The organism is Niallia sp. Man26, from assembly GCF_022049065.2.
GTDB lineage: Bacteria > Bacillota > Bacilli > Bacillales > Cytobacillaceae > Niallia.
On record NZ_CP095746.1, the window covers coordinates 177,156 to 202,262 of the forward strand.

Sequence of the window (25,107 nt, forward strand, 5' to 3'; positions counted from 1 at the left end):
AACAACTATCTACAATTATTAATATAGTTGTTTTTTTTTATATGGTCAAGCAAAAAAGAAACTTTTCTTTACACTCAATGTATAATATAATCTGTTTAGGGTAAATTATTTTTAACATTCAAGTTAAATTAAGAGGAGGTGTGTAGATGGAAAACATTGCAAAGGTGATTGGACAAAACATAGAAAGATTAAAGCAATCTAAAGGATTAACTAATGAGGACATCGGTAACATTATTGGGGTGACTAGAGTTACGATTGCTAAATATTTATCTGGGGATCAGGTAATCGATAGTGCAAGACTATTCAGATTAGCTACTAAGTTTAACTTACCATTTAAATGGTTTTTAGAATCTGATGAGGATTCATCCATGTCCTTTATGTTTAGAGCAGATAATCCTCAAGAAAACTTTGAAGATGATTTAGCCCTTTCTCTTAACAATTTTCTAAATGAATACATCCGAATCTTAGAGTTGGCTGGAGAAAATAATGTAGCTTTTTTACCTCAAGCATATAAGTTACATTTAAAAGAAAATAAACTTACTGATGATGATCTTGAAATTATAAGAGAAATAGCTGAAAAACAAAGAATGGCATTTGGAGTAGAAGAAATTCTTGATTACGATATTTACTCAATTTTAGAAAAAAATAATATAAATGTTTTAGCTTTACAGTTAGATAACGAAAAAATATTTGGATTATCTGCCTATTCAGAAGATAAGGGTGCCTTTATTATAATAAATGATAGCCCTAATATTCCTGAGGAAAGAAAGATATTTAGTGTCATACATGAACTTGGGCATCTGATATTTCATCGAGAGGATTATGATAGAGAACCAGGAGAGTTAACTTATAGTAAAACGCGTAATAATATTAATGAAAAAATTGTTGATAAATTTGCGGGTTATTTCTTGATTCCTAGACATAAATTAAGAGGTTATAAAAGACTGTTTAGAGGTTTTATATCTAACTTTAATAGTGTTTTTGAAGTGAAAAAGGAATTCGGTGTAAGTGCAAAATCATTATTAATGGCATTAAAAGAGGAAGGTTATATAGAGCAAAAAACATTTGGTGCCCTATTTAACAAACTCAAAAATTCAGGATTTGACCATAAAGAGCCTCAACCAATAGAACCAATAGAAAAAAATAAGAAGTTAAAATCCATTCTTCGTAGATTGTACTTGGAGGATAAGGTGACTACAAATAAGGTTGCCGAGTTGTTATCATTAAATGACAAGGAGGCACGCCTGCTCGTTAAAGCATGGGCTGAAGAAGAGGACTATGGAGATCAATACACAGAAGATTAAAAATCTTATGGGAAAAGTAGGAGTGCTGGATAATAACATTCTGAATGATTTTACAGAGCTTCAATGTATATCCTTAATTAATCAAGTATTTGTAAAAGTCTATATACCACAAAGTATTTTAGAACGTGAGGCTATTCTCGAAACTATTCAATCGAATATTGAATGGTTAGAATATCAACCAACTGCCATAGAAAAGGTTGAATCGTACGAGTTTTTGAGTAAAATTTTAAAGGACAAGCCTGCTCTTTCTGACTATGATGCAGAATGTATCGCAATTGCAAGGGAAAAGATGATCTACTGCACATCAAATGAAAAAAGAGTTATAAGTATCTGTAACGAATATAATGTTGAATGTACAGGAACCATTGGAATATTATGTTGTGCATTTGAACATGGTATCATTAGTAAAGGTAAGTTTGAAGGTTTAATAAAAAAGTTATTTTCCCCTGAGTGTTCTTCTTACTTGGGCAAAAAAGTCAAAAAAGCTGTTTTTTCTTACTATAATATTGAATAGTACTATACACTAAGGCACCCTAAGTTGAGTCAAAGTATGATACTTAAGGTGCTTTTATATTTCTACTATGGATTATGTAGAGATGTTAAATATTTTTAGTAGCTTTGGATATATAGATTTTATTTTTTTAGTATTTGTTTCATTTGCATTTTTATCACAAATAATCTTTTTAGGGAATCGAAGATTAGAACTAGTACAAGAGTTATTTTCGCAATGTATAGAAGAAAAGAAATGAAAGTTTATAAAAAAAGTAGAAGCATTTAATATTATAGAAGATGTTTCTTTTTTTGTATGAGTCGTAACTTAAAAGAATTGACACCAAAACAACGGACTGTCAATTTAGGAGTTATTTTTCATTTAGTTTAGGCGTTAAATTGCACTGAAAAATCTTTTATATTGCTATATGTTGTTAAACGATCGCCCCTGTTTCTTTAAGTGCATTTTTTCACAAACTCAGCCTTTTTGAGTTAATTATTACAGGAATAATGCCATGTTTATGACACAAGCGTTTCTTCTATAAGGAATTCTACTCTCTTAGTGCAAGAGAAAATGCGATACCTCCTAAAATATCGCACATTCATTTCATAATAGTGTTACCTCTTAATTCCTGTAATTAAATAGTAAATACCAAATAGATAAAGTATGCCACTTATAAATAATAGTATGATTCTAATTTCTTTAATAGCTGTTCCATACACATCTACATTATTTCCATATCTAACTTCTATATCAATAAATGGATTATTTAAACATCCTATTTGGGAGCGTTATAACCACTTAAAAGCTTACAAAAGTGATAGCTGTCCTATTTCACGTAAAAATATAGAAGAATTCGACCGAAAATTATTTCATGTAATTGATGACTATTACAGTAAGGATATCAGAGAAATTGCAATTAGCTGCCCTGGTGCTGTTGATACAAAAAAAGGAATTATATATAACGGTGGATCCTTTCCTTTTCAGCACAATGTGAATCTAAAGAAAAAGTTAGCTGATCATTACAATATTGACGTAGCAATAGAAAATGATGGAAGATGCGCAGCCTTAGCGGAGCTATGGCTAGGTAGCATTAAAGGTAAACAGGACGCTGTTGTACTTGTATTGGGGAGTGGCGTAGGTGGTGGGATTATTCTGAACGGCAAGATACGTCACGGGGGTAATTTACTCTCTGGAGAATTAAGTTTTGTCATGTCTGGTATGAGTAAGGAGACAAACGAAGCCACTTTTGTAGGTTTTGAAGGATCTGCAGTAGAATTTCTAGTTGAAATATACCTTTTCCCCAACCAAAATATAATCTTTAATTATATGCTGTAACCCGACCTTCTAATCTATCATTCTCTGTTAACAAATGATATAAAGCACCATATAAATTAGCGTTATTTTGATAATGACAGCATACGATATTTGGCTTTGCTATATGCATTGTATTTGCTTTCTTCAATTCTTCAACCGCCCATTTTATCCGTTCAATTAGTATTGGTTGAGCACTTATACCCATATCTATTTTTAAAGATACTAATTGAGAAACAAAAGATAATGGATATGGCTAAACTATTTTTATCGGTACAAGAGATTAAGGAAAATCTATTTTTCCAGAAAGTGCAAAAATATTTGCTAATCAATCGGAATTCTGATAAGTAAGTAAGTTTTCAAATTAGAACTATACTTCTAGATGATAAAGCTAAAGTCCTGATATTTTCTCAGGGCTTTTTTTATTTCATAAAGTATAGTCCTCCATGCATAAATAAACAAATAAAAAGGATAAACCCAAAAACTATTGTTTATCCTTTGCTAGGTCATCTTCATAAAAAATACCAAATGCTACAGGAATTAAATATATATGATTATTTGGTGATTATTGTTTAAGGGAACTTACCTGGGCAGTTATTTTTACTATTTCAGAACTTTGAACAAGTTAGTAATGCCATTCATCCTTATTTATGATATTAACTTCATCTACGCAATTAAACCAAAAATAGATAGAAGAGTTCTTAATTACACCAGTCCAATTTCTCTTCTCTTTTAGTCGAAGGGTTAAATACTGCTAAATCATATTAAATAAAAATTAAGGATAGCTTTTTGTATTAATGTGTAAATTTAAGTTTTATTTTTCACTTATTTTAATAGTTATTTTTAGTCCAAGTTCTTCCCATTTATACTCCAGTATATGATGAGCTTCATCTTTACTTAGTTTGTCAAATTCATGAGCAAAACCAATTATAGAGTATAGTTGAGGGTAACGAGCTAATCGCTTTTCAATTCCTGGCATTCCAATTAATATCATTGCTACGTTGTTTTGATCGTAAATATCCCTAAGTTGTTCTAAACTTTGCAGTTTTAATCGTTCAATTTCATCAACGATGATTAAATCGATATGCTTATAGGAATCTGAATAATATTCTTCTTCGCCCGTAGTATGTAGTTTATACATCGCCTTTACCATATTTATTCTAAATCCTAAAGTATTATTCTAAATCTTGTACCTTTCACTTCACCATTAATGGCGGAGCAATATTAGCGCTTCTTGTTGGTGTAGTTGATTTTAATGATCTCGTTGACGTAACAGGGATTGTACGGAATGCAACAATGGCATTTGTTGCATTCATTATTATTTCATTAATCTTAGATGAAATTGGATTTTTTGAATGGGCAGCTTTACATATGGCAGAAGCTAGATGCTGGTGGTAACAGCTTGAAGATGTTTGTTTACGTTGCTATTCTAGGGGGCTATTGTTGCAGCGTTTTTCGCAAATGATGGGGCATAATTTAACACCAATTGTTTTAGCGATGGTTAGAGCATTAAAGTTAGACAAGAAAATGATTTACGGGTGGCTCTTTAGAACATAGAGGTATTTTAGACACAGGTATACTACGTGTATTTGATTTAGCTGTTAGTCAAACAGGTATGAATGAGCTAGAAGCGTTAGAAGAAGGCTATGATATTGAAATACTTCATAATATTAAACCAGCTAGTTCAGAGTATTTGGGAGAAATTAATAGTTATTAAGGAAAAAATTGTAAGGGTTTTAGGTGTACAAATAGTAGTTGAAGAAGGAGTGGATAAAAGAATTGATGTCTTTTGTAACAGCTCTTACGTTTAAGGAAAAAGCAGAAGACTTATTCCATCTTGATCTTGCCTACTCACCACCATTCAGCACAACTAAAGATCCAGCTATGTATACTGGGATGGCTTTGCAAAAAGCTATTGATAAGAAAAATAAGCTAATTACACCCAAGAGGGAGAAGCCATTCAAGTTATTGATACACGTCCACCAAAACAATATAATGTATCAAAAGTGGCGACTGCAATAAATATACCACTAGGCGAATTGCGTGGGAAATGTAAAGAACTTGATCCCAATTTTCCAACAGTAAACTTACTGTAATGGTGGAGTGACTGGGAATACTGCACAAAAATGTTATACGTAACTTAGGGTTTAACTATATCTATAATCTTTCTGGTGGTAATAAGAATTACGAAAATTATAAGAAGAATAAATAATTAAACAATCAAAAAGATTCTAGGTTTACCTTAACGGGTTCTCTAGATGGGGAGTTTTGTTAAAATAACATTAAGTTTCCCCTAGATTTCAGTATAAGTTTTAGCAATTGAAATAGACATCAAAACAACGAAAAAGAGCATCGAATTCGATGCTCTTTTAACATTAATTTCACAAAATGAAGTTACCGACTAAATATCCTAAGTAAGCTAGGATAATACCTGCACCATAGGTGATGATTGTGTAGAGGGTAAATATCTTTTTATATAAACTTAAATGTAATTGTATCATTTCTAATTTGAGTGTGGAAAAGGTTGTAAAAGCTCCCATAAAACCAGTTCCAAGCAGAAGAGCTATCATCGTATCTGCTTTAGCACTAGTAATAATCCCTAGTAGAAAGGCTCCCAATAGATTTACTGTAAGAGTTCCCAGGGGGAGTTTTAATGTTGATTTACCGTTTAGTTTCTTGCTGATTGAATATCGAGAAATCGCTCCGAAAAAACCGCCAATACCAACTAATAAAATATGTGCTACTGTCAAGATTTTTGCACTTCCTGGCTTACTTTAAAACCTAAGCGGCTCATCGCTAATCCACCAATAATACTTACGAATACATAAGATAAGCCCAAAACAATATTTCCAGCCCGAAACAAATTGACAGTTTCGACGCTAAGAGTTGAAAAGGTTGTAAAGGACCCAACAAATCCTGTTCCTAACGTCGTTGCAATGATAGGAGAAATCGAGAGCCTTTTAAATAAATTAGTTGTTAACCAAGCCAAAAGAAAACTCCCAATCAAATTAATCATTAATGTCGCATATGGGAATGTGCTATTTGTAAATAATGAAACTCCAATCATATACCTTAAAATAGCTCCTAGTGTCCCTGCAATTCCTACCCAAAAGTAAATCATTCTGCTGCCTCCCTATTTCTTAAAAATAAAAAGACTCCTGCCAGTAATAATGTTACCAGCAGGAGTCATTAGCCATTCGGCGGTTAAAGGCGAACTCCATCGCCTATTTAAATTCCATTAATATTATATATTTTATTTCAACACAGGGAAAGTAATTCGATCTTGTTATCTCAAATATAGAATATCTTTTATTTTGAAAATCTTATCCGTGATACCTAAACGTTGAGTCGGAGTCATTCGTTTTTTATCGCCAGTTTGGTAAGGAAAACAAAAATTGTAATAGCTTCTTAGATGGTCAAAGCCCTTTGAGCATATTAAGGATTAAATTTAGAATAAATATAGCTCTTTCCATCGCCTCTTGCAGTAGTCAAAGGTCTCTCCAAAACAGACAGCCTTCTTCTAATTTACTAAATAGCTATGGGTGAGCAAAACAATCTCCTTCTGAAAAGAATGGCCCTTATGTTTAAAAATATCTGTTAAGTATTCGTAAGCGATGGTTTATAAAGAACGACTTTCTATTCTATTGGCTAATCCCCAATTAATTAAATCCTGCGCATTTCTTTGAATTCAGTAAAAGCTTGTTTTTTCTGGATTTTCCTCGGACTGTTAAACACAAGAAAGAGTAAGCATCAAATCCCTTAAATTCATTTGAAAACACTATATATATTATATTGCGAACAACAAGGGTGTATCAATATCTGTTACAAATCGCCACTCATTCAACATCTCTTTAATCAACCAAAAGTGTGCCATAGAAGTATATGTGGAATTTGTATACAAACCATCAATATAGCGTTCTCTCCCGTTAAATCGTTAAAGGTCATTTTGATACTCACTCATTGATTGTGTATCATTTTCAGTAAGTTCCTGTGGGTAATAAATGAATCTCAGTCTTGCATTTTTTCTGACAAAATCGTGAAGGTGTTCTTCTTTAAATATTTTGGTATCAGTTATGATTTAGTTAAAATTAGCATCCCAAGCATAAGCAACTTCAGACCTAATTAGGATCATCCCTCTATTCGGATAGATTGGGTCACAATTACATTCTATAGTTTTGTGCCCTGATTGACCGACAATTTTGTATCGTGGTTTTCCTTTAGCGGTTGCGAATCGAGCTTGCGAAACTCTAAACCATATACAAAAGGGATTAATGCAAAAAATATTTTGATTTGTATGATTTATTCCGTTTAGACGAAAGTTCACTGGAAGAAATTTTTGCGTTTTCCAGTCTATATTCTTTACAAGTCTCCTAATACCAATTAAAAAGGACCATTCTCCCCTTTAAGGGAACCGATTAGGTTTACCTAGGTTTTTTTAAAAAAATTGTCAGCATTTCGGTGATAAATGAACTGTCTAACCAACAAACATGGAATCGTTTTTAATGGTAAATGAAGAGCATCCTTCTTTTTCACAAAAGGGTTGATTAGTTTAAGTGAAAAACTACACAAAATCCTGCTTGAATAATATATAAGGCACCTTAGTATTACACCAAGATGCCTTTCACTATAGTTGAGATTGTTTTATTTAGAAAGTTTGTGTTAATCCTAACTAAACTCCCTCAGATTGATACGGATATCTCTCGAATGCTCACTTATTCGCAGGATTTCATAACCCTTTTATTCAGATAATATACGATGTTAATGAGTTCAGATTATTTTTGGCTTCGTGGAGGCATGGATAAATAAAGGAGGTAGTTAACACTCCATATTTTACCATATAATGTACATCTCCACGCCGCCCCTGGAGGCTTTCCCTCCCATGTCTCAACGGGTCAATTGCCCTCTCATTCCTTCGTTATGCCTATCCAAGGGGTGGAGGCCAGTTATGCTAACCTGATGGGTCATAATGCCCTTTAGTTTAAGAAACCTGGTACTCCGTACATATTTGAAATCCTACGAATAAGACAACACTCGATGATTATATGTTCTCTTCGAGAACACTATTATTAATTAAGCAACCAAATCTAAATGTGGTTGAACCTTCTTGGCACAATATGCTTCGTTATTACGTGCTATTCCTACAAATACCCTTGCCAATTTACCGACTAATTTCATAATGGATTTCATCTTTTTCATCTTCTTCTCTCTAACGTTTTTTAAATGGATAGCTTTAAATTCAGTGTTATTCATTACTAAACTCATGGTGGCTAAATACAGGAAACGTCTTAGCCTAGATCTTCCACGTTTAGAAATAACGATTTGTCCTTTCCATTTCCCTGAGCTAGCTTCTGCGAGATGTAGGCCTGCATGCCTTAGTAGGGAATTCCCATGTGAAAAACCACTTAAATCCCCAGCCTCTCCAAGGATTCCTGCCAAGGAAATTTCACTAATTCCCTTAATCATTAGTAATTTTTTAGCGAAAGGAATGTTAGATAATTCGTTCTTGATTTCCACTTCAACTCTTTCGAGTTGTTGTACCGTAAGGTCATACTCCTCAAGCAACTGTTCCAAATGAAATTTATAGGCTTCTAACGCTTGTCTTGTTCCAACGGATTTATTGGCTACATGAAGCAGTAAATTAGCTTTCTTTAAGCCAGGCTGACGCTTCATAAGTGATCTCCATCCAGTCATAATTTCTTCCGTTGACTTAGAACACAGTTCTGTTGGGGAAGGAAAAAGTCTTAGTGTAGCTATTGCCCCTTTAGCAGTAATATCCTTGAATACTTGTCTTAATTCAGGAAAAACAATGTCCACCCATCTGTTTAATTGATTAATAGCACTCACAAGTCGTTTAACCACCACATCACGGTTCGATATGAGAACCCTTAGTTTCTCAAATGACTCAGAATTATTTCTTACAAAGGAGTAGTATCCGTTCTTTACCATATCAGCTATTACCAAAGCATCTTTTTTATCACTCTTTGATTGGGTATTATCTCGATTCTCTTTATTTCGTTTGACCAGAATGGGATTAACTGTTACTACTTCTATGTCTTGGTTCAATAACCACTTTGAAAGATTGATCCAGTAATGTCCCGTTGGTTCCATCCCCACTATAGAGTACTCAAGTTTATGTATTCTTTTAAGCTCAAAAATCCAGTTTAATAGCTTTATAAATCCCTCTTCATTGTTCTCGAATGCCAGAGGGTTTCCTACAATAATTCCACGGAAATTAACTGCCCTAGCAACGTGCAGCTGTTGAGCGATATCTACACCAATGATTAAATGTTTAACAGAAATTCTTTCAATTAGTTGATTTTGTTTGTCTTGCATTTTAAAATTCATAGTAGGGTTCCTCCTAAGGTTGAGTTTTAGAGTGGTTTCTATACTCATATCTTACTGAGGAGCCCTTTTTTTTTCAAAGTTGAAAAATAACGCTCTACAGGAATGCTAATCTAGATTAAATATTATAGAACCAATAGTTAGGATCAGTAGCATTTAAATTATTGTAATTTAGTGGTTGCTCCGTTATATCGACTAATATATATCTATCATCAATCTTTAAATATGTTTGAATATATTTATCCAAGATACTTAAATCATCTTCTGTTTTAATAAGGTATACATTCTTGTTAAAGATGTTTAATACGTCATATAAATCATCCATAATGGCTTCAATGCTTGCTTTAGTAACCGCATTTTCTGTCTCGTAAGAAAAGAGATAAATTTTATTTGCCAAGAAAATGACCACCATAAATTATAAAGTTAAACAGTTTTTTCTTCTCTATTTACAGTTTCTCCTTGTATTAAATATTTCAATAATGGAGGAGCAAACAAAGTTGTTGCAATTATAACGACTACTATTGCAGTGAAGTATTCAGGTAACAAAAGGGATTCTTGCAAACCAGTAGCCGCAATGATTAGTGCTACTTCTCCTCGAGAAACCATCCCAGCTCCGATAATAAGAGAAGAACGATTTTTAAATCCAGTTAACTTTGCTCCAATAGCCCCACCTACAAGTTTTGTAAGGATAGCAACAATTACTAGGGCTACAATGAATCCAATTTGGCTTTCTATACCACTAAATGAAACATTTAAACCGATACTTACAAAGAAGACGGGGACAAATACAGCATATGCTATAGGCTCCACCTTACTCTCGACGGTGTGCTTATAGTTTGTTTGAGAAATAGCTATGCCAGCTGCGAATGCTCCAATAATTCCTGCCATTCCAAGAATATCCGCAAAATATGCAAAGGCGAAACAAATGACAAGGGCAATGGATACCACAGGTTCTGTAACTTTTAATTTAGAGAGTATTTTTAACATTTTGGGAACTAGGAAAGCTCCTGCAAGTAATACACCAATAAAAAAGATGACTTTTTTACCTATTAGAAGTCCAATCGATACTTCAACTCCAGTTCCAAGAAAACTAGTCATGACAGCTAAGAGCACGACAACCAGAACGTCGTCTACAACTGCAGCACCTAATATTGTGCTCCCCTCAGGGGAATTGAGTTTATTCATATCCTTTAACACTTGGACAGTAATACTTACAGATGTTGCACATAGTAGTATTCCGATAAACAGGGAGTATGTTGTATTTAATCTAAAGAGTTCTCCAATACCAAATCCTCCGATAAAAGGAAGGATGATGCCAATTATAGCAACCGCAAAAGCAGCTTTCCAATTTTTCTTAAGTTGGTCTAGATCTGTCTCCAAACCGGCTAAGAACATGAGCAATAAAACTCCAATTTCAGAGAAATAAAGAATAAAATCATTATTTTCTACCCACCCAAGGGCTGCAGGACCTAATATAATCCCGATTATTAGTTTTCCCAGTACAGATGGTTGTCCTAATCTGACGGAAAGATCACCTGCAATTTTTGTAGCAATTAATATTAATAACAGATATAAAATGAATTCCATTCTTAACCTCCTTTTTATATTGATTTACAGTTTAATACCCTTAAAACAGCCTGTCAATATGCTGTTTTAACAGCGATTAACACTGTTTTATTGACTGAAAAAAACGATTAATATAGCTACTCGTATTTGATGATAATCCCTTCTGAAGCTATTTATATGCCTATAAAGAGGGGGGGCGAATGAATTATCGTTGGGGAAAATTAGAAAAAATTTAGTTATAATAACTTTTTTAGTTTTAGAAGAAGGTGGTTTAGCTCCACTTTATAAGAGGGAAGAATATGCGATTCACTGTATATGATACTGCAGTTATATTTAGTCAATTCATCTCATTGTATTTTACATTCTGGATGTCACCATATGGTCTCATTATCTATATATCATCTTTTTTTATTCCTCAGAAAAAAAGATTACATTAAAATCAATATAAAAAAGCACCAAAAAGGTTTCGTTTTAGTGCTTTGGTGTTAGATTGTTTTCGAGATATTGATAATAGCTTTTTATCTAATTTATATAAAAAATTTGAATTGGAGGTTTAAATTAGTGAAAAAGATTAAAAAAGAATGGTTTTCAAATGTAAAAGGAGATATTTTAGCAGGTATTGTTGTTGCTTTAGCTTTAATTCCGGAAGCAATTGCATTTTCTATTATTGCTGGAGTAGATCCTATGGTAGGGCTATACGCTTCATTCTGTATAGCTGTCATTATTGCCTTTGTTGGAGGAAGACCAGGGATGATTTCAACCAATGGCTCTATTGATGGTTCCATTAGTAAAAAACATGGTTTAAATTATTTGCTGGCAGCTACCATCCTAACAGGTATTATACAAGTTTTATTTGGAGTATTTAAAATAGCAAAATTAATGAAGTTTATTCCAAGAGCTGTAATGATTGGATTTGTAAACTCTTTAGCAATTTTAATATTATTAGCTCAGGTGCCTCACTTTATTGGTATTTCATCAATGACCTATATTTTGTTGGTATAACTTTAGTAATTGTGTATGTATTACCTAGATTTATAAAATCTATTCCTGCACCGTTAATAGCTATTGTAGTTCTTAAATCAGTTGCTATCTATTCTAATTTTGATTTGAGGACAGTCGGAGATTTAGGGGACAATTACACAATCCCTACCAGCGTTTTTAATTCCTAATGTTCCATTTAATTTTGAAACGTTACAAATAATATTTCCTTACTTCATTGCGTTGGCAATTGAAGGTTTATTAGAACCATTGTTGATGTTATGACAGATACAGAAAGCAATAAGAACCGAGAAGCAAGAGGGCAAGGGATTGCAAATGTTGTTACTGGTTTCTTTGGTGGTATGGCTGGTTGCGCAATGATTGCTCAATCTGTTATAAACGTTAATTCAGGTGGAAAAGGACGACTATCCACATTAATAGCTAGTTTATTTTTCATGTTTTTAATTATTGTTCTTGGTGGTGTAGTTGTTCAAATTCCTATGGTTGTACTAGTGGGGATTATGATAATGGTCTCGATTGGAACTTTTGATTGGAATTCTTATTCATACTTAAAGAACGCACCTAAAACCGATGCAATTGTTATGTTAGTTACTGTTGCCATTGTTGTAGCGACACATGACCTTTCCATTGGAGTTATAGCCGGTGTAATTCTAAGTGCTATATTCTTTGTGGAAAAAATTTCAAAAATAAAGTTAACGAAACAAGAAACAATGGAAAATATTACTTTCTTTGTGGAAGGATTTTTAGATGGATTTGATGTTAGTGTTAAACATAAGAATATAATAATTGACTTCTCAAATGCACATATATGGGATGATTCAGCTGTTGGAGCTATCGATAAAGTTGTAATTAAATACCGGTAAAATAAGAATTTAAATGCTGCAAGTAAAAAATCGTGGACAAACTGGCTGTTTTTAATAACCCTAATGGTAAACTATTAGCCCATTAATATTATAATACGAGAAGTAGTATTTATCACAAAAGGAGGATACTTTTGAAAATAGTAAAATTAATTACACTGGTTTTATTGATCACAGTACTAAGTATTTATATCGTTTACTTGTTTGTTAGTGCTTATAAATATGAATTACATGATAAGAAATTTGAAGAATATACAGAGTAAATATGTTGCTGTTAGGAACAGAGTTAGGTTAATTGCTTATATGGAAGATAATTTATGATAAAGCGCTTCAAAGACTTTTTCGATAAAAACGTTTCAACAGGAGATGTAAATGAGTGTACATATATCCCACCTTTACTTGTTTTTAACATACCTATTCAATAAAGAATACGGAATACCTTTAAAATAAATCTTAATCTTATTCTAAGATGAAAAAGTTAATTTTGTGTAATGAAAAATGAATTCTTTGTGCACTACTTAAAGTGTGTAGCAAATGCGGTACTTAGTATTAATGCAAGCGCTGTTCCCTTGGCCATAAGAAAGAATATAAGAGTAATCTGTATTTATTTAAAAGGTTTTATAGGAAGAATTTAGCCCATCGTATGTCTGAGAAAATAACAATGAGAAATTGAGCTATGGGCAATTCAATTCCAAATGGGAGAAGAGATATTGGATTGATTATGGTACAAGTCTCATCAACTTTGATATATTGGTCGAAGATGGGCTAGTATCTTAATGAAAAAATTGATGGATGGAATGAACGTTGAAGGCAGATAATAGTAGTAACTTGTTTAGAATTTATGTAATAGATTAACCTGTAAATTCAAATATCCAAGTTAAATTTTTAAAGTAGTTAATTTAATAAACAGTACACCTGGAAAAAGCAGTGATTATCAAAAAGAAAAGAAGGTAGTGTTAAGTGTGTTTGATTATACAGTTCATACAAATAAAAGCGTAAATCATGCTATTAATAGGTTAGAGGCAAGCTTAAAAGAAGAAAAATTCGGTGTTTTGTGGATGTTTGATATTAAGGAAAAGCTTCAAGAGAAAGGGTTAGAATTTCAAAAAGAGTTTAAAGTTCTAGAAGTATGCAACCCAGATGAAGCACATAGGGTGCTGAACGAAAATGGAATGGCTGGATACTTTTTACCTTGTAAAATTGTTGTTTATGAAGATAATGGACAAACTAAAATAGGAATGCCTAGGCCAACAGCAATGATAAGCCTTCTAAATGATAATGACATGGAGTTATTTGCTAAAGATATAGAAGAACGCTTAATTAGATGTATTGATAAAAGTATCATGATAAATGGACTTACTTCTTAACGCCCTATATCCTTTTTACCGCTAAACTAATAGCGGTCTTTTTTATAAAATTTATTATTGACAATATACCTAATGGGGTATATTATAAAACTTGTCAGTGAAAATATTTCAACTACTGATACTTTATAAATGAAAATCCTGATATAAAATGAAAAATTAAAACACTAATTATAAGTGGCATCATTACATGATTATTTACTATAAAAAGAGGTGAACAAAAATGGATTATAATGAACAAATAAAAAATAGAGTAAAACGTATAGAAGGGCAGTTAAGAGGAATTTTGAAAATGATGGAAGAGAATAAAGATTGCAAGGAAGTAATTACACAATTATCTGCATCAAGAACTGGAATTGACCGAACAATAGGATTGATTGTTAGTTCAAATTTAATTGAATGTGTTCGGGAAGCTGATAAAAATGGTGAGAATACAGAGGAATTAGTAAAAGAAGCTGTAAACCTACTTGTAAAAAGCAGATAAGAAAGAGTTGACACCTTCTCTTTTTTTAATTATTATTATACCCATAGGGGTAATGGTATTAGGAAGGATGATTACTAGTGAAAATCGACAAATTGTTAGATGCAAAAGGATTAGCATGTCCGATGCCAATTGTAAAAACAAAGAAGGCAATGACTGAACTTGAAACTGGTCAAATATTAGAAATTCATACAACAGATAAAGGGGCAATAAATGATCTTTCAGCCTGGTCTAAAACAGTAGGTCACGAATTATTGAGTCAAAAAGAAGAAAATGGTGTATTGAAGTTTTGGATTAAAAAGGGATAATTTTTTGCCATTTATAATACCCATGCGGGTATGGGTTAAATTAATACTGGAGGTAACAATATGACTGAAAAGAAAAAAACAACCATTGTACTATTTAGTGGTGATTATGATAAAGCAATGGCTGCTTACATTATAGCTAATGGTGCTGCAGCTTATGATCATGAAGTAACTATTTTTCACACTTTTTGGGGTTTAAATGCTTTACGTAAGGACGAAGATATTGCAGTAAAAAAAGGGTTTATGGAAAGAATGTTTGGCAAGATGATGCCTAGAGGTGCTGATAAAATGGGGTTATCCAAAATGAACTTTGCTGGAATGGGTCCTAAGCTGATTAAGGATATTATGAAAAAGCATAACGCTATGCCTTTACCACAATTAATTGAAATGGCTCAAGAACAAGATGTAAAACTTGTAGCTTGTACCATGACAATGGATTTATTAGGACTAAAACAAGAAGAGTTATTAGGTAACATAGAATATGCAGGTGTTGCTGCTTATTTAGCGGATGCTGAGGATGGAAATGTTAATCTATTTATCTAACTAGATAAAAGTAAAAGTTCTCTTGATTAAAGGAGGTTTTAATATGACATATTTAAATTATCTTGTCCTTGCATTGGTACTATTTTTCATAATGAGAAGGTTTTTACCAATAAAGGGAATTAACAATATTACCACTAATCAATTAAAAAAAGAAATAAATAATAAGAACAAACAATTTGTGGATGTTCGAACAAATGGAGAGTTTAAAGGAAACCATATTAAAGGTTTTAAAAATATACCACTCCATCAACTAGCTCAACTAGCAGAAAAAGACCTTTCAAAGGAAAAAGAAGTTATCGTAATTTGTCAAAGTGGAATGAGAAGTCAACGAGCAAGTAAAGTCTTAAAAAGGTTAGGTTTTAAAAACGTAACTAACGTCAAAGGCGGCATGGGTGCTTGGTTTTAAAATAAACAGAAGGAGAAGAACTAACTAATGAAACAAATGACTGTAAAAGAAGTAGAGGCTCTAATAAACGAAGGAAAGAAATTAAATATTATTGATGTGCGAGAGGTGGATGAAGTTGCCACTGGGAAAATACCAAGTGCTATAAATATCCCATTAGGTTTAGTTGAGTTTCGCATGCATGAATTAGATAAGACTATTGATTATATCATCGTTTGCCGTTCTGGTGCAAGAAGTGGTCGTGCCACACAATTCCTTGAAGATTATGGATTTAATGTGATTAATATGACTGGTGGAATGCTTGCTTGGGAAGGAAAAGTAGAATAAATTTTTTTAAAACTAATAATACCCTAACAGGTATAAGTGATGGAGGCTGAAAAATGGAGAACTTAAAAGCAAATACAATTTTAGATGCAAAAGGTTTAGCATGTCCGATGCCAATTGTTAAAACAAAAAAAGAAATGAAAAACTTAGAGGCAGGGCAAGTATTGGAAGTTCAAGCGACGGATAAAGGCTCTAAAGCAGACATGAAAGCGTGGGCTGAAAGCACTGGACATCAATATCTAGGAACAATAGAAGAAGGGGAAGTGCTGAAGCATTATTTGCGTAAATCTTCTAATGAAGAATCGAATGAAAAAAAACACCCAAATATTATTAGCAATGAAGAACTAGAAAAGAAAATAGATGTGGATAAGAACATTGTAGTTATTGATGTTAGAGAAAATGCAGAATTTGCTTTTAACCATATTCCTAACGCTATCTCTATCCCATTGGGAGAATTGGAAAACAAAATGAATGTTTTAAACAAAAATGATGAAATTTATATAGTTTGTCGAACAGGAAATCGTAGCGATCTTGCTGCGCAAAAGTTAACTGAAAATGGATTTAATAATGTAATTAATGTTGAACAAGGTATGAGTCAATGGAGTGGGAAAACAAGTAGTATAAATGATTAAAAAATGGGGGAATTAACGATGAACAAAAAAGTAGCAATTATTGCAAGTAATGGTGGATTATTTGATGCTTATAAGGTTTTTAACATTGCAACTGCGGCAGCAGCAACTGATCAAGAAGTATCTGTTTTCTTTACTTTTGAAGGGTTGAATTTGATTCATAAGGAAGCATATAAGCACTTAATCATGCCTGAAGGTAAAGAACAGCTTGCTGAAGGATTTATTAAAGCGAATGTACCTTCCATTCCAGAATTAGTGTCTATGGCAAAAGAAATGGGAGTTAATTTTATAGGCTGTCAAATGACAATGGATGTTATGGGATTAGAAAAAGAAAATTTTGTCGATGGAATGGAAGTAGGCGGAGCAGTAACATTTTTGGAATTTGCAAAGGATGCAGATGTAACTTTAACTTTTTAAAATTATATATTTTTTTAAATAAATTAATACCATAGGGGGTATAAAGGTGGCTGTTTCTGTAATGACTTCAAAAGATGTGACGAAAAAAGTTTTTAATAAAGAAGAGTTGTTTATTCTTGATGTTCGTAATGAGAGTGATTTTAACGATTGGAAGATTGAAGGGGAAAACTTTGAATATTTAAATGTTCCTTATTTTGAATTACTTGATGGTGTGGATGAAATTATAGGTGAAATCTCCACTAAGAAAGAAGTACTAGTTGTTTGTGCAAAGGAAGGTTCATCTGTAATGGTAGCAGAAATGCTTTCTGATGTTGGATTAAATGTTTCCTATTTAAAGGGTGGAATGAAAAAGTGGAGTGAACATTTAGAACCGGTTAAAATAGGTGACTTGAATGATGGTGGCGAAATTTATCAATTTGTTCGAGTTGGTAAAGGCTGTCTATCTTACATGATGTTATCGGAAGGAGAAGCAGCAGTAATCGATTCAACGCGTATGACGGATATCTATCTTGATTTTGCAGTAAACAAAAATGTAAAAATTACACACGTATTTGATACGCACCTTCATGCTGACCATATTTCCGGAGGACGTACAATTGCAGAGAAAACTGGTGCTGACTATTGGTTACCACCTAAGGATGCAACGGAAGTGACTTTTGCTTACCAACCATTAGAAAACGGAAATGATGTAACCATTGGTAATACAACTATTAATATTACGGCTTTGTATTCACCTGGACATACGATTGGTTCTACTTCATTTATTGTGGATAATAAATACTTGCTGTCAGGTGATATTTTGTTCATTGATTCTATCGGAAGACCCGATTTGGCAGGTATGGCGGAAGACTGGGTCAGTGATTTAAGAGAGACTTTATATAAACGCTACAAAGAATTGTCAGAAGAACTAATTGTTCTACCAGCACACTTTATGATTATAGACGAGTTAAATGAGGATGGTAGTGTTGCAGAAAAACTTGGGAAATTGTTTACAAAAAATCATGGACTGAATATCGATGATGAAAATAAGTTTAGAAATTTAGTAACAGAAAACTTGCCGCCACAACCAAATGCATATCAAGAAATTCGTGAAACAAATATGGGGAAAATTAACCCGGAATTAGATAAACAACGAGAGATGGAAATTGGACCTAACCGTTGTGCCGTTCGTTAATTATAAAATAGGAGGAATAACAAATGGATTCAAATAAAGTATTAGATGCTAAAGGCTTAGCGTGCCCAATGCCGATTGTAAAGACAAAAAAAGCAATGGGAGATATTGACACAGGTGAAGTATTAGAAGTCCATACAACGGATAAAGGAGCGCTAAACGATTTAACAGCCTGGGCTAAATCGGGAGGACATGATTTATTAAAGCATGAAAACGAAAATGGAGTGTTAAAATTCTGGATTAAAAAGGGTTGAAAATAAAGGGGACCAATAAGGTTCCCTTTTTCTAAAGAGGTGTAACAAAATGGATATAACTTTTATAGCTACAATTTTTGTTATTGGATTTGTTGGTTCTTTTATTTCTGGGATGTTAGGAATTGGTGGTGCTATCATCAACTATCCCATGTTACTATATATACCAGTAATGTTAGGCGTAGGACATTTTACAGCACATGAAGTTTCAGGGATTACAGCCATTCAAGTGTTTTTTGCGACACTCGGAGGTGTTTTAGCCTATCGTAAGGATGGATTTCTAAATAAAAAATTGATTATTTACATGGGAGTAAGCATTTTAACTGGAAGCTTTATAGGGGGGCTCAGTTCTACTCATATGCCGGAGAATGGAATAAATATTGTTTATGGAATCTTAGCTCTTATTGCCGTTATTATGATGTTTATTCCTAAAAAAGGGGTTGATGATGTTCATTTTAATCAAGTAAGGTTTAACAAATGGCTTGCATCTTTGTTTGCGTTCATAGTGGGTATAGGTGCGGGTATTGTAGGTGCAGGAGGAGCATTCCTGTTAGTTCCTATTATGCTAGTAGTCCTAAAAATACCAACAAGAATGACGATTGCATCCTCCTTGGCCATTACATTGATTTCATCCATTGGAGCTGTTACTGGAAAAATCGCAACAGGAAATATACCTATACTACCTGCTTTTATTATGGTTGTGGCGAGCTTAATTGCTTCGCCTATAGGTGCCAACATGGGTAAAAAATTGAATACAAAAGTGTTACAAGGGGCAATGGGTCTATTAATTTTAGCAACAGCAGTGAAGACTTGGTTCTCTATCTTATAAACTTAATATTGCATAATATTAATGGATTCCATAAATATAATGATACCTGGAAATAGTATTTCAAAACTGCAGAAACCTGCAGTTTTTTCTATTCAATAGAGGGTACGAAGAGAAGTTAAGTTTTTAGATAGAACTTTATAAATGTACACCATACATGTGGTTTTTTAGAATTATATTTTAAAATGAAATCTTAGCTGGATTATCAACTACACAAATACCCATTCTTAAATAGACAACCTACCCTTAACGGTATCATGCATAAAATAAAAAAAATGGAGGTAAGTATATGTATCCTTCTGTAACAACTGGCCTAAATGGAGTAGTCTATCAAGGATATTCTCATGCACATCACGGTCCTTGGTGGCAACCTTTACATTGCTCTGGTCCTTCCTGTCACGTTCATTTTGGTCAAAAAATGTAAAACATATCACATCAACCCCCAGTTCAAACGTATTCTTTTCTGAAAGAAATAATAAAGAGTATCTAACAACAAACCAAAAGTTCCAATTCAACAAAAGGATGAATTGGAACGAACTCCGATTTTTTTTATTTTTTATTGGGTTAAAAATAAAATAAAAGGATATGTGATATAGGGGAATAAATGGATTATTTCTAAACCTGTAAAAATTCTCAGTTAAACTTTTCAAGATCCTAGCACTTTAAAACTTTATCAATAAGAAATAAATTATAACCATAATTATTAAAATAATCATAAAAGTGGAAACCATATTTACTTTAATATTTGAAGGATTGAACCTTTCCTCATAAATTTGAAGTTTATTTTTAGAATAATTTTTTGTTGCTAATAGAATGACTGCAATTCCAAGAATACATGCGAAAATACCTAAAATAACACTGAACATATCTATAATTAGATTTCTTCTAACACCAATTGTAAAATGCAAACTTGTTGTTAAAAAACCTATTCCAACAATTGAAACTACTGTTCTTATCCATGCCAAATATGTTCTTTCATTCGCTAAATGCTGTTGAGCATACTTTAGTTGATTATGTTTATTTATAAAGGGGTCTTGATCTTGCCTACCTTTTCGTTTGTTATTCATATAATCAACCTGAAGTTTGAATTTTTCTTCTTCGGTATAAAAATAAGATTATACTAATTCCAATTAATATTAAAGAAACCACTTGGGCAATGCGCAGGTTCGATGTCAACATTAAACTATCTGTTCGTAAACCTTCAACGTAAAATCTTCCAATTGAATACCACACAAGATAACTTAAAAATAACTCGCCATTCTTCAAATTCAACTTTCTAAGTACATAGAACAAAATAACAAATCCTAAAAGGTCCCAAGAAGATTCATATAGAAAGGTAGGTACATAATAATTTCCATCAATAAACATTTGATTAATAATAAAATTTGGAAGATAAATACTTTCTAAAAAGGCCCTTGTAGTTTCCCCACCGTGCGCCTCTTGATTCATAAAATTTCCCCATCGACCAATTGCTTGTCCAAGAATTAAACTTGGCGCAACAATATCAGTAAGTTTCCAAAAAGAAAGTTTTTTCGTTCTTGTGAATATGATTGCAGTTAAAACAGCACCAATTAACGCTCCATGTATGGCAATTCCACCTTGCCATATAGCAATAATTTGCGAAGGATTTTGAGAATAATAATCCCATTCAAATGCAATATAATAAATTCGCGCACAAATGATTGCAACTGGGGCGGCGATCATAATGAAATCAGTTATAATTTCTTTATCCCATCCTAAACGATTTGCTTCTCGTGTTGCTATCCATAAACCTAGAATAATACCACAGGCAATTATAATACCGTACCAATGAACGGAAATCGGTCCAAGTTCAAATGCAATTGGGTTTAATGTTTGTACATCGTTCATACTTAACACCTCCAAAAGTTATACTTTCCTTATCAATAATAACATAATTATTACCTATAAAAAAATGAACTTTCCCGTTCCTCAATAAATAAAGACACGTTCACTTTAAAAAATACTAGACACACAATTTCTGTAAAGAATAGACTCACATTTAGTAAAAGTTATTCCTTGTAAATCTAGAAGAAAAGTATCTAGGAGCTTCGCTTTCCCCATACACATTATTAATTTCTAAGACTCAGCAATAAAAAATCCAATTACCATTTTACAATCGATAGTCCTAGTGCATATCGACCGTATTTCCTACTTCTTGCTTAATCTATACTATAAAAGCGATTGAACACTTGTTTTTTAGTAACATGATTCAATATATAACTACAAATCTCTAAATATTAAAGAAGTACTCTTTGGTCACTTAAAAATCCCACAAAAGGTCAATAGGGAGTATCCATTAGTTGTAAATGATCTATTTGGTGGGGAGATATTAAAAACTAAAGTATTAGGATGTTGGCATTATTATAACCGCATAAATGGGTTTTGTTATGGCATTACATCGACTCAGTATAAAGCACCCTGCCATTAGTTAGTTATGCTGACTAGAAGAGAAGAAGTGTTATTCAATAAATAACTACCTAAAGAATGGAGTTCAAAAATTATTAAAAATTAGTAATTTATATTCTCTTCTCTTCAAACAAAAAAACTACCCAACTTAATATCAGGTAGCCAAATGAAATGAACAAATATACAATATATTCAATTTTGTGAATATGTGCTAGTTACTGTACAAACTTATATTTTTGAAAAATACGGGGTACGGAAGCGATTCGTAGGTTGAGGGGTCATTATGGAAATAACGGAGAATCAGATAAAACCTATTGCCAAGTATTCAGGATACTATTTATCCTCTGTTTAAAATTAATCTGACGGAGAAAGACTTGGAAGAAGTGTACACCCCAACAGTAAGTGTAATCAAATGGGCAGAGGTTAAGTCTAAAGGAACCTTATAGCAATTAGCATTACTCGTTTTAATCAAAACTGTACAGAAGCTTGGATTTTTTATCCAGATGATCAATGTTCCGGAAGCGATTGCTATGCATATTGCGAAAAAGGCACGCTTGCTTTGCCAGCCGTAGAAGAGTGGAAGACGTATATTGAAACGAGAACGGCCACGCCATTTTCTCTTTGTTCGAGATTATCTTCAGATTCGCCCGTTTGATCATCTGGCCCAACAAATGTCGGTTCATACAATGACCAATTTAACATTTAGCAAAGATGATCCGACCGACTTAATCAATGCTGCAATTGAGGAATTAATCTGTCAACGATACGAATTATCTGTCTATAATACTTAAAAAAATACAGCTAATGACGTTAGAAATAAATACTATCGTGCCATCTATCATCAGATAGACCATGCACTAAATGATGAATTAGACAGCGAAGTAGAACGATACATTATAAATGCCTTTTTTCTATGGATATAATTTAGGACCAACTCAAAAGGCCCGATTCATAGGAAGTTTAGATAGAAAACAAATAGCATGGATTAATCAGTGTCATGTAACAATTAAACTTAGACAAAGCCATTCAATATATTATCAATGCCTATAACCAATTCAATCTTCCAAAAATCGGGGGTGATGGAAGGAGAGCTTCAGCCGACAGTTGGCGGATTCAAATGGGATTTATATGAGCAAACCTTCTATCCGAAACCATATTCTTTATGGAGGATATTGTGGTATTGGCTATTATGACGTTTCCGATACCTATAGCTTTGTTCAGCAATTTTATTTCCTTGTGGAGTATGGGAAGGAATCCATATTTTAGACATTTTGATGAATGATAAAGCCGATATTCAACCCGAAATTCTCCTTCCGATACTCAGGGACATAGTACAACAGTCTTTGGGCTTTCTTCTTTACTAGGTATTCAGCTGTTGCCTAGGATTCGAAATTGGAAAGATTTAAAATTATTCCGTCCTTGTAAAGAAGAGATCTATGAGCATATTGATGAACTTTTTTAAGGAGAAATCGATTTGGATCTCATTGAGACTCATTATCCAGATATGATTAGAGTAGCTATGTCAATCCAGTCAGGTAAAATTACTCCATCTACCATTCTCAAGTAAACTAGGGACATACAGTAAAAAGAACAAGCTGTATCAGGCGTTTCATGAGCTTGGAAGAGTGATACGAACCATGTTTTTATTAAAATATATGGCTGACGATGAACTGAGAGGAACTATTCAAGCTGCTACCTATAAAAGTGAAGCCTTTAATGGGTTTAGCAAGTGGATCTTCTTTGGTGGTGAAGGGATTAATGCTGAAAATGGGCGCTAGACTACATGATTTTTTAAGGGCAATACTCGAAAATACAGGCTTATCAATACATGACCTAGTTTTGCCCTTTATTAAAAGGGAAGAATAGATTTGTATTAAAAAATCTATTCCATAATTCATTAATTGTCAAAAAAAAGAATGCTTGGGGTTTATATAGACCCCTAAGCGTTTTAACTTATAAAGATGCTTTTTTTAAGGCTAGGTTAAAGTTTTTGGTTGATTTCGTATAAAACAACAACTTTCGTCCCGTTTGTTCCAAAAGAATAGATTTCTACATTAATACGAATGCTGCCATATTAGTTACAATAAAAAAAAATGAGTTGCTAATCGCAACTCGGAATCTTCTTACGTCAGTTAAAGAAGGTATTATTTACCCACGGTAATAAAAAATTTTAGACCTGTAGGCTTTTATATGGTTCATCATACTCTTTAAAAATCAACCGAATTCGAGTCATATCATCAGGCAAAGGAGGTGATACAATATAGTCAAGTGACATATGTCCGCCAGAACCTAACCCTCCTTCATATCTGCATTCATATTCATTCTCTTTGTCCTCAACTGTATAAAACAAACAAGGAAACCTTCACGTATGCGAAGGTAAGCGGTTAATCAATCAGTTTTTCTTAGTTGCTTAGAAGCCACTACTCTAATAAGTATCATAGTAAATCGAACAAATAAAAAGGTTGCTGCAATGGAAAAGAAACTATGTAAGGAAGTCCAAGATTTTTTATATTTAATTAAATTTGTTTTCCTTTCAATCCAATGTTCAGCAACGGCAGATGGAAAACTAAATAAAAAGCATTTAATAAATATGTCTAATATATTTGAATTTTTAGTTGCTTGGTTGAAATAAATGCAGGTCACAGGAAAAAGAAGATAACTAAATAAAACACTAATATCAAAAGTTTTTAATGTTTTTACTGGGTATTTTAAATATCCCTTTTTCACTAAAAGATTATCTAAAATGGAGGCGATATAACTTTTTAATAAGAAAATAATTAGCCAATCTTTTAATGGCGGTTTTCGAAGTATGTTAAGAAAAGCCACTATAGATATAATAAAAAATGTTCGTAATAGGATTTTTTCCTGCTTCCTTTTCTTCATCCTTAATCCTCCTATATTTTTTATTAATTTAACCTAAATAGGAGAAGTTATTATGAGTTTATTTATGATTAACTAAATCAGTAATTTGTTGGTACCTTAACACTATTTAGATTCTACTTTCCAAGAGCGTAGAAAAAAATAGGCTGGAGGCAAACAATTGAAAAACCTAGTAATATAATATGCAGCATGTCCTTTTGTTGACATATCA

At 32.8% G+C, this 25,107-nt stretch carries 27 protein-coding genes, 5 pseudogenes and 1 riboswitch; of the genes and pseudogenes, 21 read left to right on the plus strand and 11 right to left on the minus strand.

What is annotated here, in order from left to right; all coding sequences use genetic code 11:
- Nucleotides 1-146: 146 nt before the first annotated feature.
- From L8T27_RS28260 to L8T27_RS28270, 3 genes are all read left to right on the plus strand, one after another.
- On the plus strand, nt 147-1,304 hold the full coding sequence (locus L8T27_RS28260) for a helix-turn-helix domain-containing protein (RefSeq protein ID WP_182103059.1): 1,158 nt from the start codon (nt 147-149) through the stop codon (nt 1,302-1,304).
- Nucleotides 1,279-1,818, plus strand: a complete 540-nt coding sequence (locus tag L8T27_RS28265; protein WP_182103060.1) for a PIN domain-containing protein — start codon at nt 1,279-1,281, stop codon at nt 1,816-1,818. Before L8T27_RS28260 ends, L8T27_RS28265 begins: the two co-directional genes overlap by 26 nt.
- Nucleotides 1,819-2,460: 642 nt before the next feature.
- A complete protein-coding gene (locus L8T27_RS28270) occupies nt 2,461-3,132 on the plus strand; it encodes an ROK family protein (RefSeq protein ID WP_182103061.1) in 672 nt (223 codons plus the stop codon).
- A gap of 805 nt (nt 3,133-3,937) precedes the next feature.
- On the opposite strand, the pseudogene L8T27_RS28275 reads toward L8T27_RS28270, so the two are convergent.
- Nucleotides 3,938-4,285 (minus strand): annotated as a pseudogene (locus L8T27_RS28275) (AAA family ATPase); the annotation flags it as partial.
- Between the two features lie 32 nt (nt 4,286-4,317).
- Here L8T27_RS28275 and L8T27_RS28280 point away from each other — a divergent pair.
- Together L8T27_RS28280 and L8T27_RS28285 are read left to right on the plus strand one after the other, a co-directional pair.
- Nucleotides 4,318-4,653, plus strand: a pseudogene (locus tag L8T27_RS28280) (ArsB/NhaD family transporter); the annotation flags it as partial.
- Nucleotides 4,643-5,320: pseudogene (locus tag L8T27_RS28285) on the plus strand (rhodanese-like domain-containing protein); the annotation flags it as partial. The pseudogenes L8T27_RS28280 and L8T27_RS28285, both read left to right, overlap by 11 nt.
- A 169-nt stretch (nt 5,321-5,489) precedes the next feature.
- Here the strand turns inward: L8T27_RS28285 and crcB (L8T27_RS28290) are convergent.
- From crcB (L8T27_RS28290) to L8T27_RS28310, 6 genes and pseudogenes are all read right to left on the minus strand, one after another.
- The gene (crcB, locus tag L8T27_RS28290; RefSeq protein ID WP_182103064.1) at nt 5,490-5,858 is read right to left on the minus strand and encodes a fluoride efflux transporter CrcB; all 369 of its coding nucleotides are present in this window, start codon (nt 5,856-5,858) and stop codon (nt 5,490-5,492) included.
- Nucleotides 5,855-6,229 carry a fluoride efflux transporter CrcB gene (crcB, locus tag L8T27_RS28295; protein WP_182103065.1) on the minus strand — a complete coding sequence of 125 codons (375 nt, stop codon included), beginning with the start codon at nt 6,227-6,229 and terminating at the stop codon, nt 5,855-5,857. The genes crcB (L8T27_RS28290) and crcB (L8T27_RS28295) overlap by 4 nt, the downstream gene beginning before the upstream one ends.
- A gap of 52 nt (nt 6,230-6,281) precedes the next feature.
- Nucleotides 6,282-6,342, minus strand: a riboswitch (Fluoride riboswitch).
- A 52-nt stretch (nt 6,343-6,394) separates the two neighbouring features.
- Nucleotides 6,395-6,633 (minus strand): annotated as a pseudogene (locus tag L8T27_RS29045) (insertion element protein); the annotation flags it as partial.
- 1,545 nt (nt 6,634-8,178) lie between these two features.
- Nucleotides 8,179-9,453, minus strand: coding sequence for an IS110 family RNA-guided transposase (locus tag L8T27_RS28300; RefSeq protein WP_237944441.1), 1,275 nt, complete (start codon nt 9,451-9,453; stop codon nt 8,179-8,181).
- Nucleotides 9,454-9,568: 115 nt separating this feature from the next.
- Nucleotides 9,569-9,847, minus strand: coding sequence for a hypothetical protein (locus tag L8T27_RS28305; protein ID WP_182104540.1), 279 nt, complete (start codon nt 9,845-9,847; stop codon nt 9,569-9,571).
- Nucleotides 9,848-9,873: 26 nt separating this feature from the next.
- Nucleotides 9,874-11,037, minus strand: a complete 1,164-nt coding sequence (locus L8T27_RS28310; RefSeq protein ID WP_182104538.1) for a cation:proton antiporter — start codon at nt 11,035-11,037, stop codon at nt 9,874-9,876.
- 540 nt (nt 11,038-11,577) lie between these two features.
- Here L8T27_RS28310 and L8T27_RS29050 point away from each other — a divergent pair.
- The 13 genes from L8T27_RS29050 to L8T27_RS28370 all read left to right on the plus strand — a co-directional run bounded on the left by L8T27_RS29050 (nt 11,578) and on the right by L8T27_RS28370 (nt 19,592).
- Nucleotides 11,578-12,018, plus strand: coding sequence for a SulP family inorganic anion transporter (locus L8T27_RS29050; protein WP_455749424.1), 441 nt, complete (start codon nt 11,578-11,580; stop codon nt 12,016-12,018).
- Between the two features lie 257 nt (nt 12,019-12,275).
- Nucleotides 12,276-12,878: a SulP family inorganic anion transporter gene (locus L8T27_RS29055; RefSeq protein ID WP_455749423.1), complete on the plus strand. Its 603-nt coding sequence runs from the start codon at nt 12,276-12,278 to the stop codon at nt 12,876-12,878.
- A gap of 959 nt (nt 12,879-13,837) precedes the next feature.
- On the plus strand, nt 13,838-14,242 hold the full coding sequence (locus tag L8T27_RS28320; protein ID WP_182104536.1) for a DUF302 domain-containing protein: 405 nt from the start codon (nt 13,838-13,840) through the stop codon (nt 14,240-14,242).
- Nucleotides 14,243-14,462: 220 nt separating this feature from the next.
- Nucleotides 14,463-14,723 (plus strand): metal-sensitive transcriptional regulator, encoded by a 261-nt coding sequence (locus tag L8T27_RS28325; protein ID WP_127742315.1) that lies wholly within the window; start codon nt 14,463-14,465, stop codon nt 14,721-14,723.
- 77 nt (nt 14,724-14,800) lie between these two features.
- On the plus strand, nt 14,801-15,028 hold the full coding sequence (locus tag L8T27_RS28330; RefSeq protein ID WP_127742317.1) for a sulfurtransferase TusA family protein: 228 nt from the start codon (nt 14,801-14,803) through the stop codon (nt 15,026-15,028).
- A gap of 60 nt (nt 15,029-15,088) precedes the next feature.
- Nucleotides 15,089-15,568: a DsrE/DsrF/DrsH-like family protein gene (locus L8T27_RS28335; RefSeq protein ID WP_127742319.1), complete on the plus strand. Its 480-nt coding sequence runs from the start codon at nt 15,089-15,091 to the stop codon at nt 15,566-15,568.
- A 43-nt stretch (nt 15,569-15,611) separates the two neighbouring features.
- Nucleotides 15,612-15,974, plus strand: coding sequence for a rhodanese-like domain-containing protein (locus tag L8T27_RS28340; RefSeq protein WP_127742321.1), 363 nt, complete (start codon nt 15,612-15,614; stop codon nt 15,972-15,974).
- 27 nt (nt 15,975-16,001) lie between these two features.
- Nucleotides 16,002-16,298 carry a rhodanese-like domain-containing protein gene (locus L8T27_RS28345; protein WP_182104616.1) on the plus strand — a complete coding sequence of 99 codons (297 nt, stop codon included), beginning with the start codon at nt 16,002-16,004 and terminating at the stop codon, nt 16,296-16,298.
- Nucleotides 16,299-16,351: 53 nt separating this feature from the next.
- Entirely contained in the window at nt 16,352-16,927 is a 576-nt protein-coding gene (locus tag L8T27_RS28350) for a sulfurtransferase TusA family protein (protein ID WP_237944267.1), read from the plus strand.
- Nucleotides 16,928-16,945: 18 nt separating this feature from the next.
- On the plus strand, nt 16,946-17,341 hold the full coding sequence (locus L8T27_RS28355; RefSeq protein WP_233315226.1) for a DsrE/DsrF/DrsH-like family protein: 396 nt from the start codon (nt 16,946-16,948) through the stop codon (nt 17,339-17,341).
- Between the two features lie 46 nt (nt 17,342-17,387).
- The gene (locus L8T27_RS28360) at nt 17,388-18,515 is read left to right on the plus strand and encodes an MBL fold metallo-hydrolase (RefSeq protein ID WP_220459919.1); all 1,128 of its coding nucleotides are present in this window, start codon (nt 17,388-17,390) and stop codon (nt 18,513-18,515) included.
- A 23-nt stretch (nt 18,516-18,538) separates the two neighbouring features.
- Nucleotides 18,539-18,766 (plus strand): sulfurtransferase TusA family protein, encoded by a 228-nt coding sequence (locus L8T27_RS28365; protein ID WP_182103631.1) that lies wholly within the window; start codon nt 18,539-18,541, stop codon nt 18,764-18,766.
- Nucleotides 18,767-18,815: 49 nt separating this feature from the next.
- The gene (locus tag L8T27_RS28370) at nt 18,816-19,592 is read left to right on the plus strand and encodes a sulfite exporter TauE/SafE family protein (RefSeq protein ID WP_182103630.1); all 777 of its coding nucleotides are present in this window, start codon (nt 18,816-18,818) and stop codon (nt 19,590-19,592) included.
- A gap of 659 nt (nt 19,593-20,251) precedes the next feature.
- Here the strand turns inward: L8T27_RS28370 and L8T27_RS28375 are convergent.
- Both L8T27_RS28375 and lgt read right to left on the minus strand, forming a co-directional pair.
- Nucleotides 20,252-20,656, minus strand: coding sequence for a YidH family protein (locus L8T27_RS28375; protein ID WP_182103629.1), 405 nt, complete (start codon nt 20,654-20,656; stop codon nt 20,252-20,254).
- A gap of 4 nt (nt 20,657-20,660) precedes the next feature.
- A complete protein-coding gene (gene lgt, locus L8T27_RS28380) occupies nt 20,661-21,458 on the minus strand; it encodes a prolipoprotein diacylglyceryl transferase (protein WP_182103628.1) in 798 nt (265 codons plus the stop codon).
- A 478-nt stretch (nt 21,459-21,936) separates the two neighbouring features.
- Between lgt and L8T27_RS29060 the strand changes: the two genes are divergently transcribed.
- The 3 genes and pseudogenes from L8T27_RS29060 to L8T27_RS28385 all read left to right on the plus strand — a co-directional run.
- Complete coding sequence (locus L8T27_RS29060) at nt 21,937-22,038, plus strand: hypothetical protein (RefSeq protein ID WP_481858887.1); 102 nt, start codon at nt 21,937-21,939, stop codon at nt 22,036-22,038.
- A 568-nt stretch (nt 22,039-22,606) separates the two neighbouring features.
- Entirely contained in the window at nt 22,607-22,807 is a 201-nt protein-coding gene (locus L8T27_RS29065) for a DUF4158 domain-containing protein (protein ID WP_182103627.1), read from the plus strand.
- 115 nt (nt 22,808-22,922) lie between these two features.
- Nucleotides 22,923-23,791 (plus strand): annotated as a pseudogene (locus L8T27_RS28385) (Tn3 family transposase); the annotation flags it as partial.
- 395 nt (nt 23,792-24,186) lie between these two features.
- Here L8T27_RS28385 and L8T27_RS28390 read toward each other — a convergent pair.
- Together L8T27_RS28390 and L8T27_RS28395 are read right to left on the minus strand one after the other, a co-directional pair.
- Nucleotides 24,187-24,366: a hypothetical protein gene (locus L8T27_RS28390; RefSeq protein WP_182103625.1), complete on the minus strand. Its 180-nt coding sequence runs from the start codon at nt 24,364-24,366 to the stop codon at nt 24,187-24,189.
- Nucleotides 24,367-24,404: 38 nt separating this feature from the next.
- Complete coding sequence (locus L8T27_RS28395) at nt 24,405-24,899, minus strand: CBO0543 family protein (RefSeq protein ID WP_182103624.1); 495 nt, start codon at nt 24,897-24,899, stop codon at nt 24,405-24,407.
- Between the last annotated feature and the right edge of the window lie 208 nt (nt 24,900-25,107).

Coding starts and splice junctions, on each gene's coding strand:
- L8T27_RS28335 (WP_127742319.1), top strand. CDS start 15,089: ATGACTGAAAAGAAAAAAACAACCATTGTACTATTTAGTGGTGATTAT.
- L8T27_RS28265 (WP_182103060.1), top strand. CDS start 1,279: ATGGAGATCAATACACAGAAGATTAAAAATCTTATGGGAAAAGTAGGA.
- L8T27_RS28310 (WP_182104538.1), bottom strand. CDS start 11,037: ATGGAATTCATTTTATATCTGTTATTAATATTAATTGCTACAAAAATT.
- lgt (WP_182103628.1), bottom strand. CDS start 21,458: ATGAACGATGTACAAACATTAAACCCAATTGCATTTGAACTTGGACCG.
- crcB (WP_182103065.1), bottom strand. CDS start 6,229: ATGATTTACTTTTGGGTAGGAATTGCAGGGACACTAGGAGCTATTTTA.
- L8T27_RS29055 (WP_455749423.1), top strand. CDS start 12,276: ATGACAGATACAGAAAGCAATAAGAACCGAGAAGCAAGAGGGCAAGGG.
- L8T27_RS28395 (WP_182103624.1), bottom strand. CDS start 24,899: ATGAAGAAAAGGAAGCAGGAAAAAATCCTATTACGAACATTTTTTATT.
- L8T27_RS28325 (WP_127742315.1), top strand. CDS start 14,463: ATGGATTATAATGAACAAATAAAAAATAGAGTAAAACGTATAGAAGGG.
- L8T27_RS28260 (WP_182103059.1), top strand. CDS start 147: ATGGAAAACATTGCAAAGGTGATTGGACAAAACATAGAAAGATTAAAG.
- L8T27_RS28355 (WP_233315226.1), top strand. CDS start 16,946: ATGAACAAAAAAGTAGCAATTATTGCAAGTAATGGTGGATTATTTGAT.
- L8T27_RS28345 (WP_182104616.1), top strand. CDS start 16,002: ATGAAACAAATGACTGTAAAAGAAGTAGAGGCTCTAATAAACGAAGGA.
- L8T27_RS28350 (WP_237944267.1), top strand. CDS start 16,352: ATGGAGAACTTAAAAGCAAATACAATTTTAGATGCAAAAGGTTTAGCA.
- L8T27_RS28300 (WP_237944441.1), bottom strand. CDS start 9,453: ATGAATTTTAAAATGCAAGACAAACAAAATCAACTAATTGAAAGAATT.
- L8T27_RS28365 (WP_182103631.1), top strand. CDS start 18,539: ATGGATTCAAATAAAGTATTAGATGCTAAAGGCTTAGCGTGCCCAATG.
- L8T27_RS28270 (WP_182103061.1), top strand. CDS start 2,461: ATGCCACTTATAAATAATAGTATGATTCTAATTTCTTTAATAGCTGTT.
- L8T27_RS28375 (WP_182103629.1), bottom strand. CDS start 20,656: ATGAATAACAAACGAAAAGGTAGGCAAGATCAAGACCCCTTTATAAAT.
- L8T27_RS28340 (WP_127742321.1), top strand. CDS start 15,612: ATGACATATTTAAATTATCTTGTCCTTGCATTGGTACTATTTTTCATA.
- L8T27_RS28370 (WP_182103630.1), top strand. CDS start 18,816: ATGGATATAACTTTTATAGCTACAATTTTTGTTATTGGATTTGTTGGT.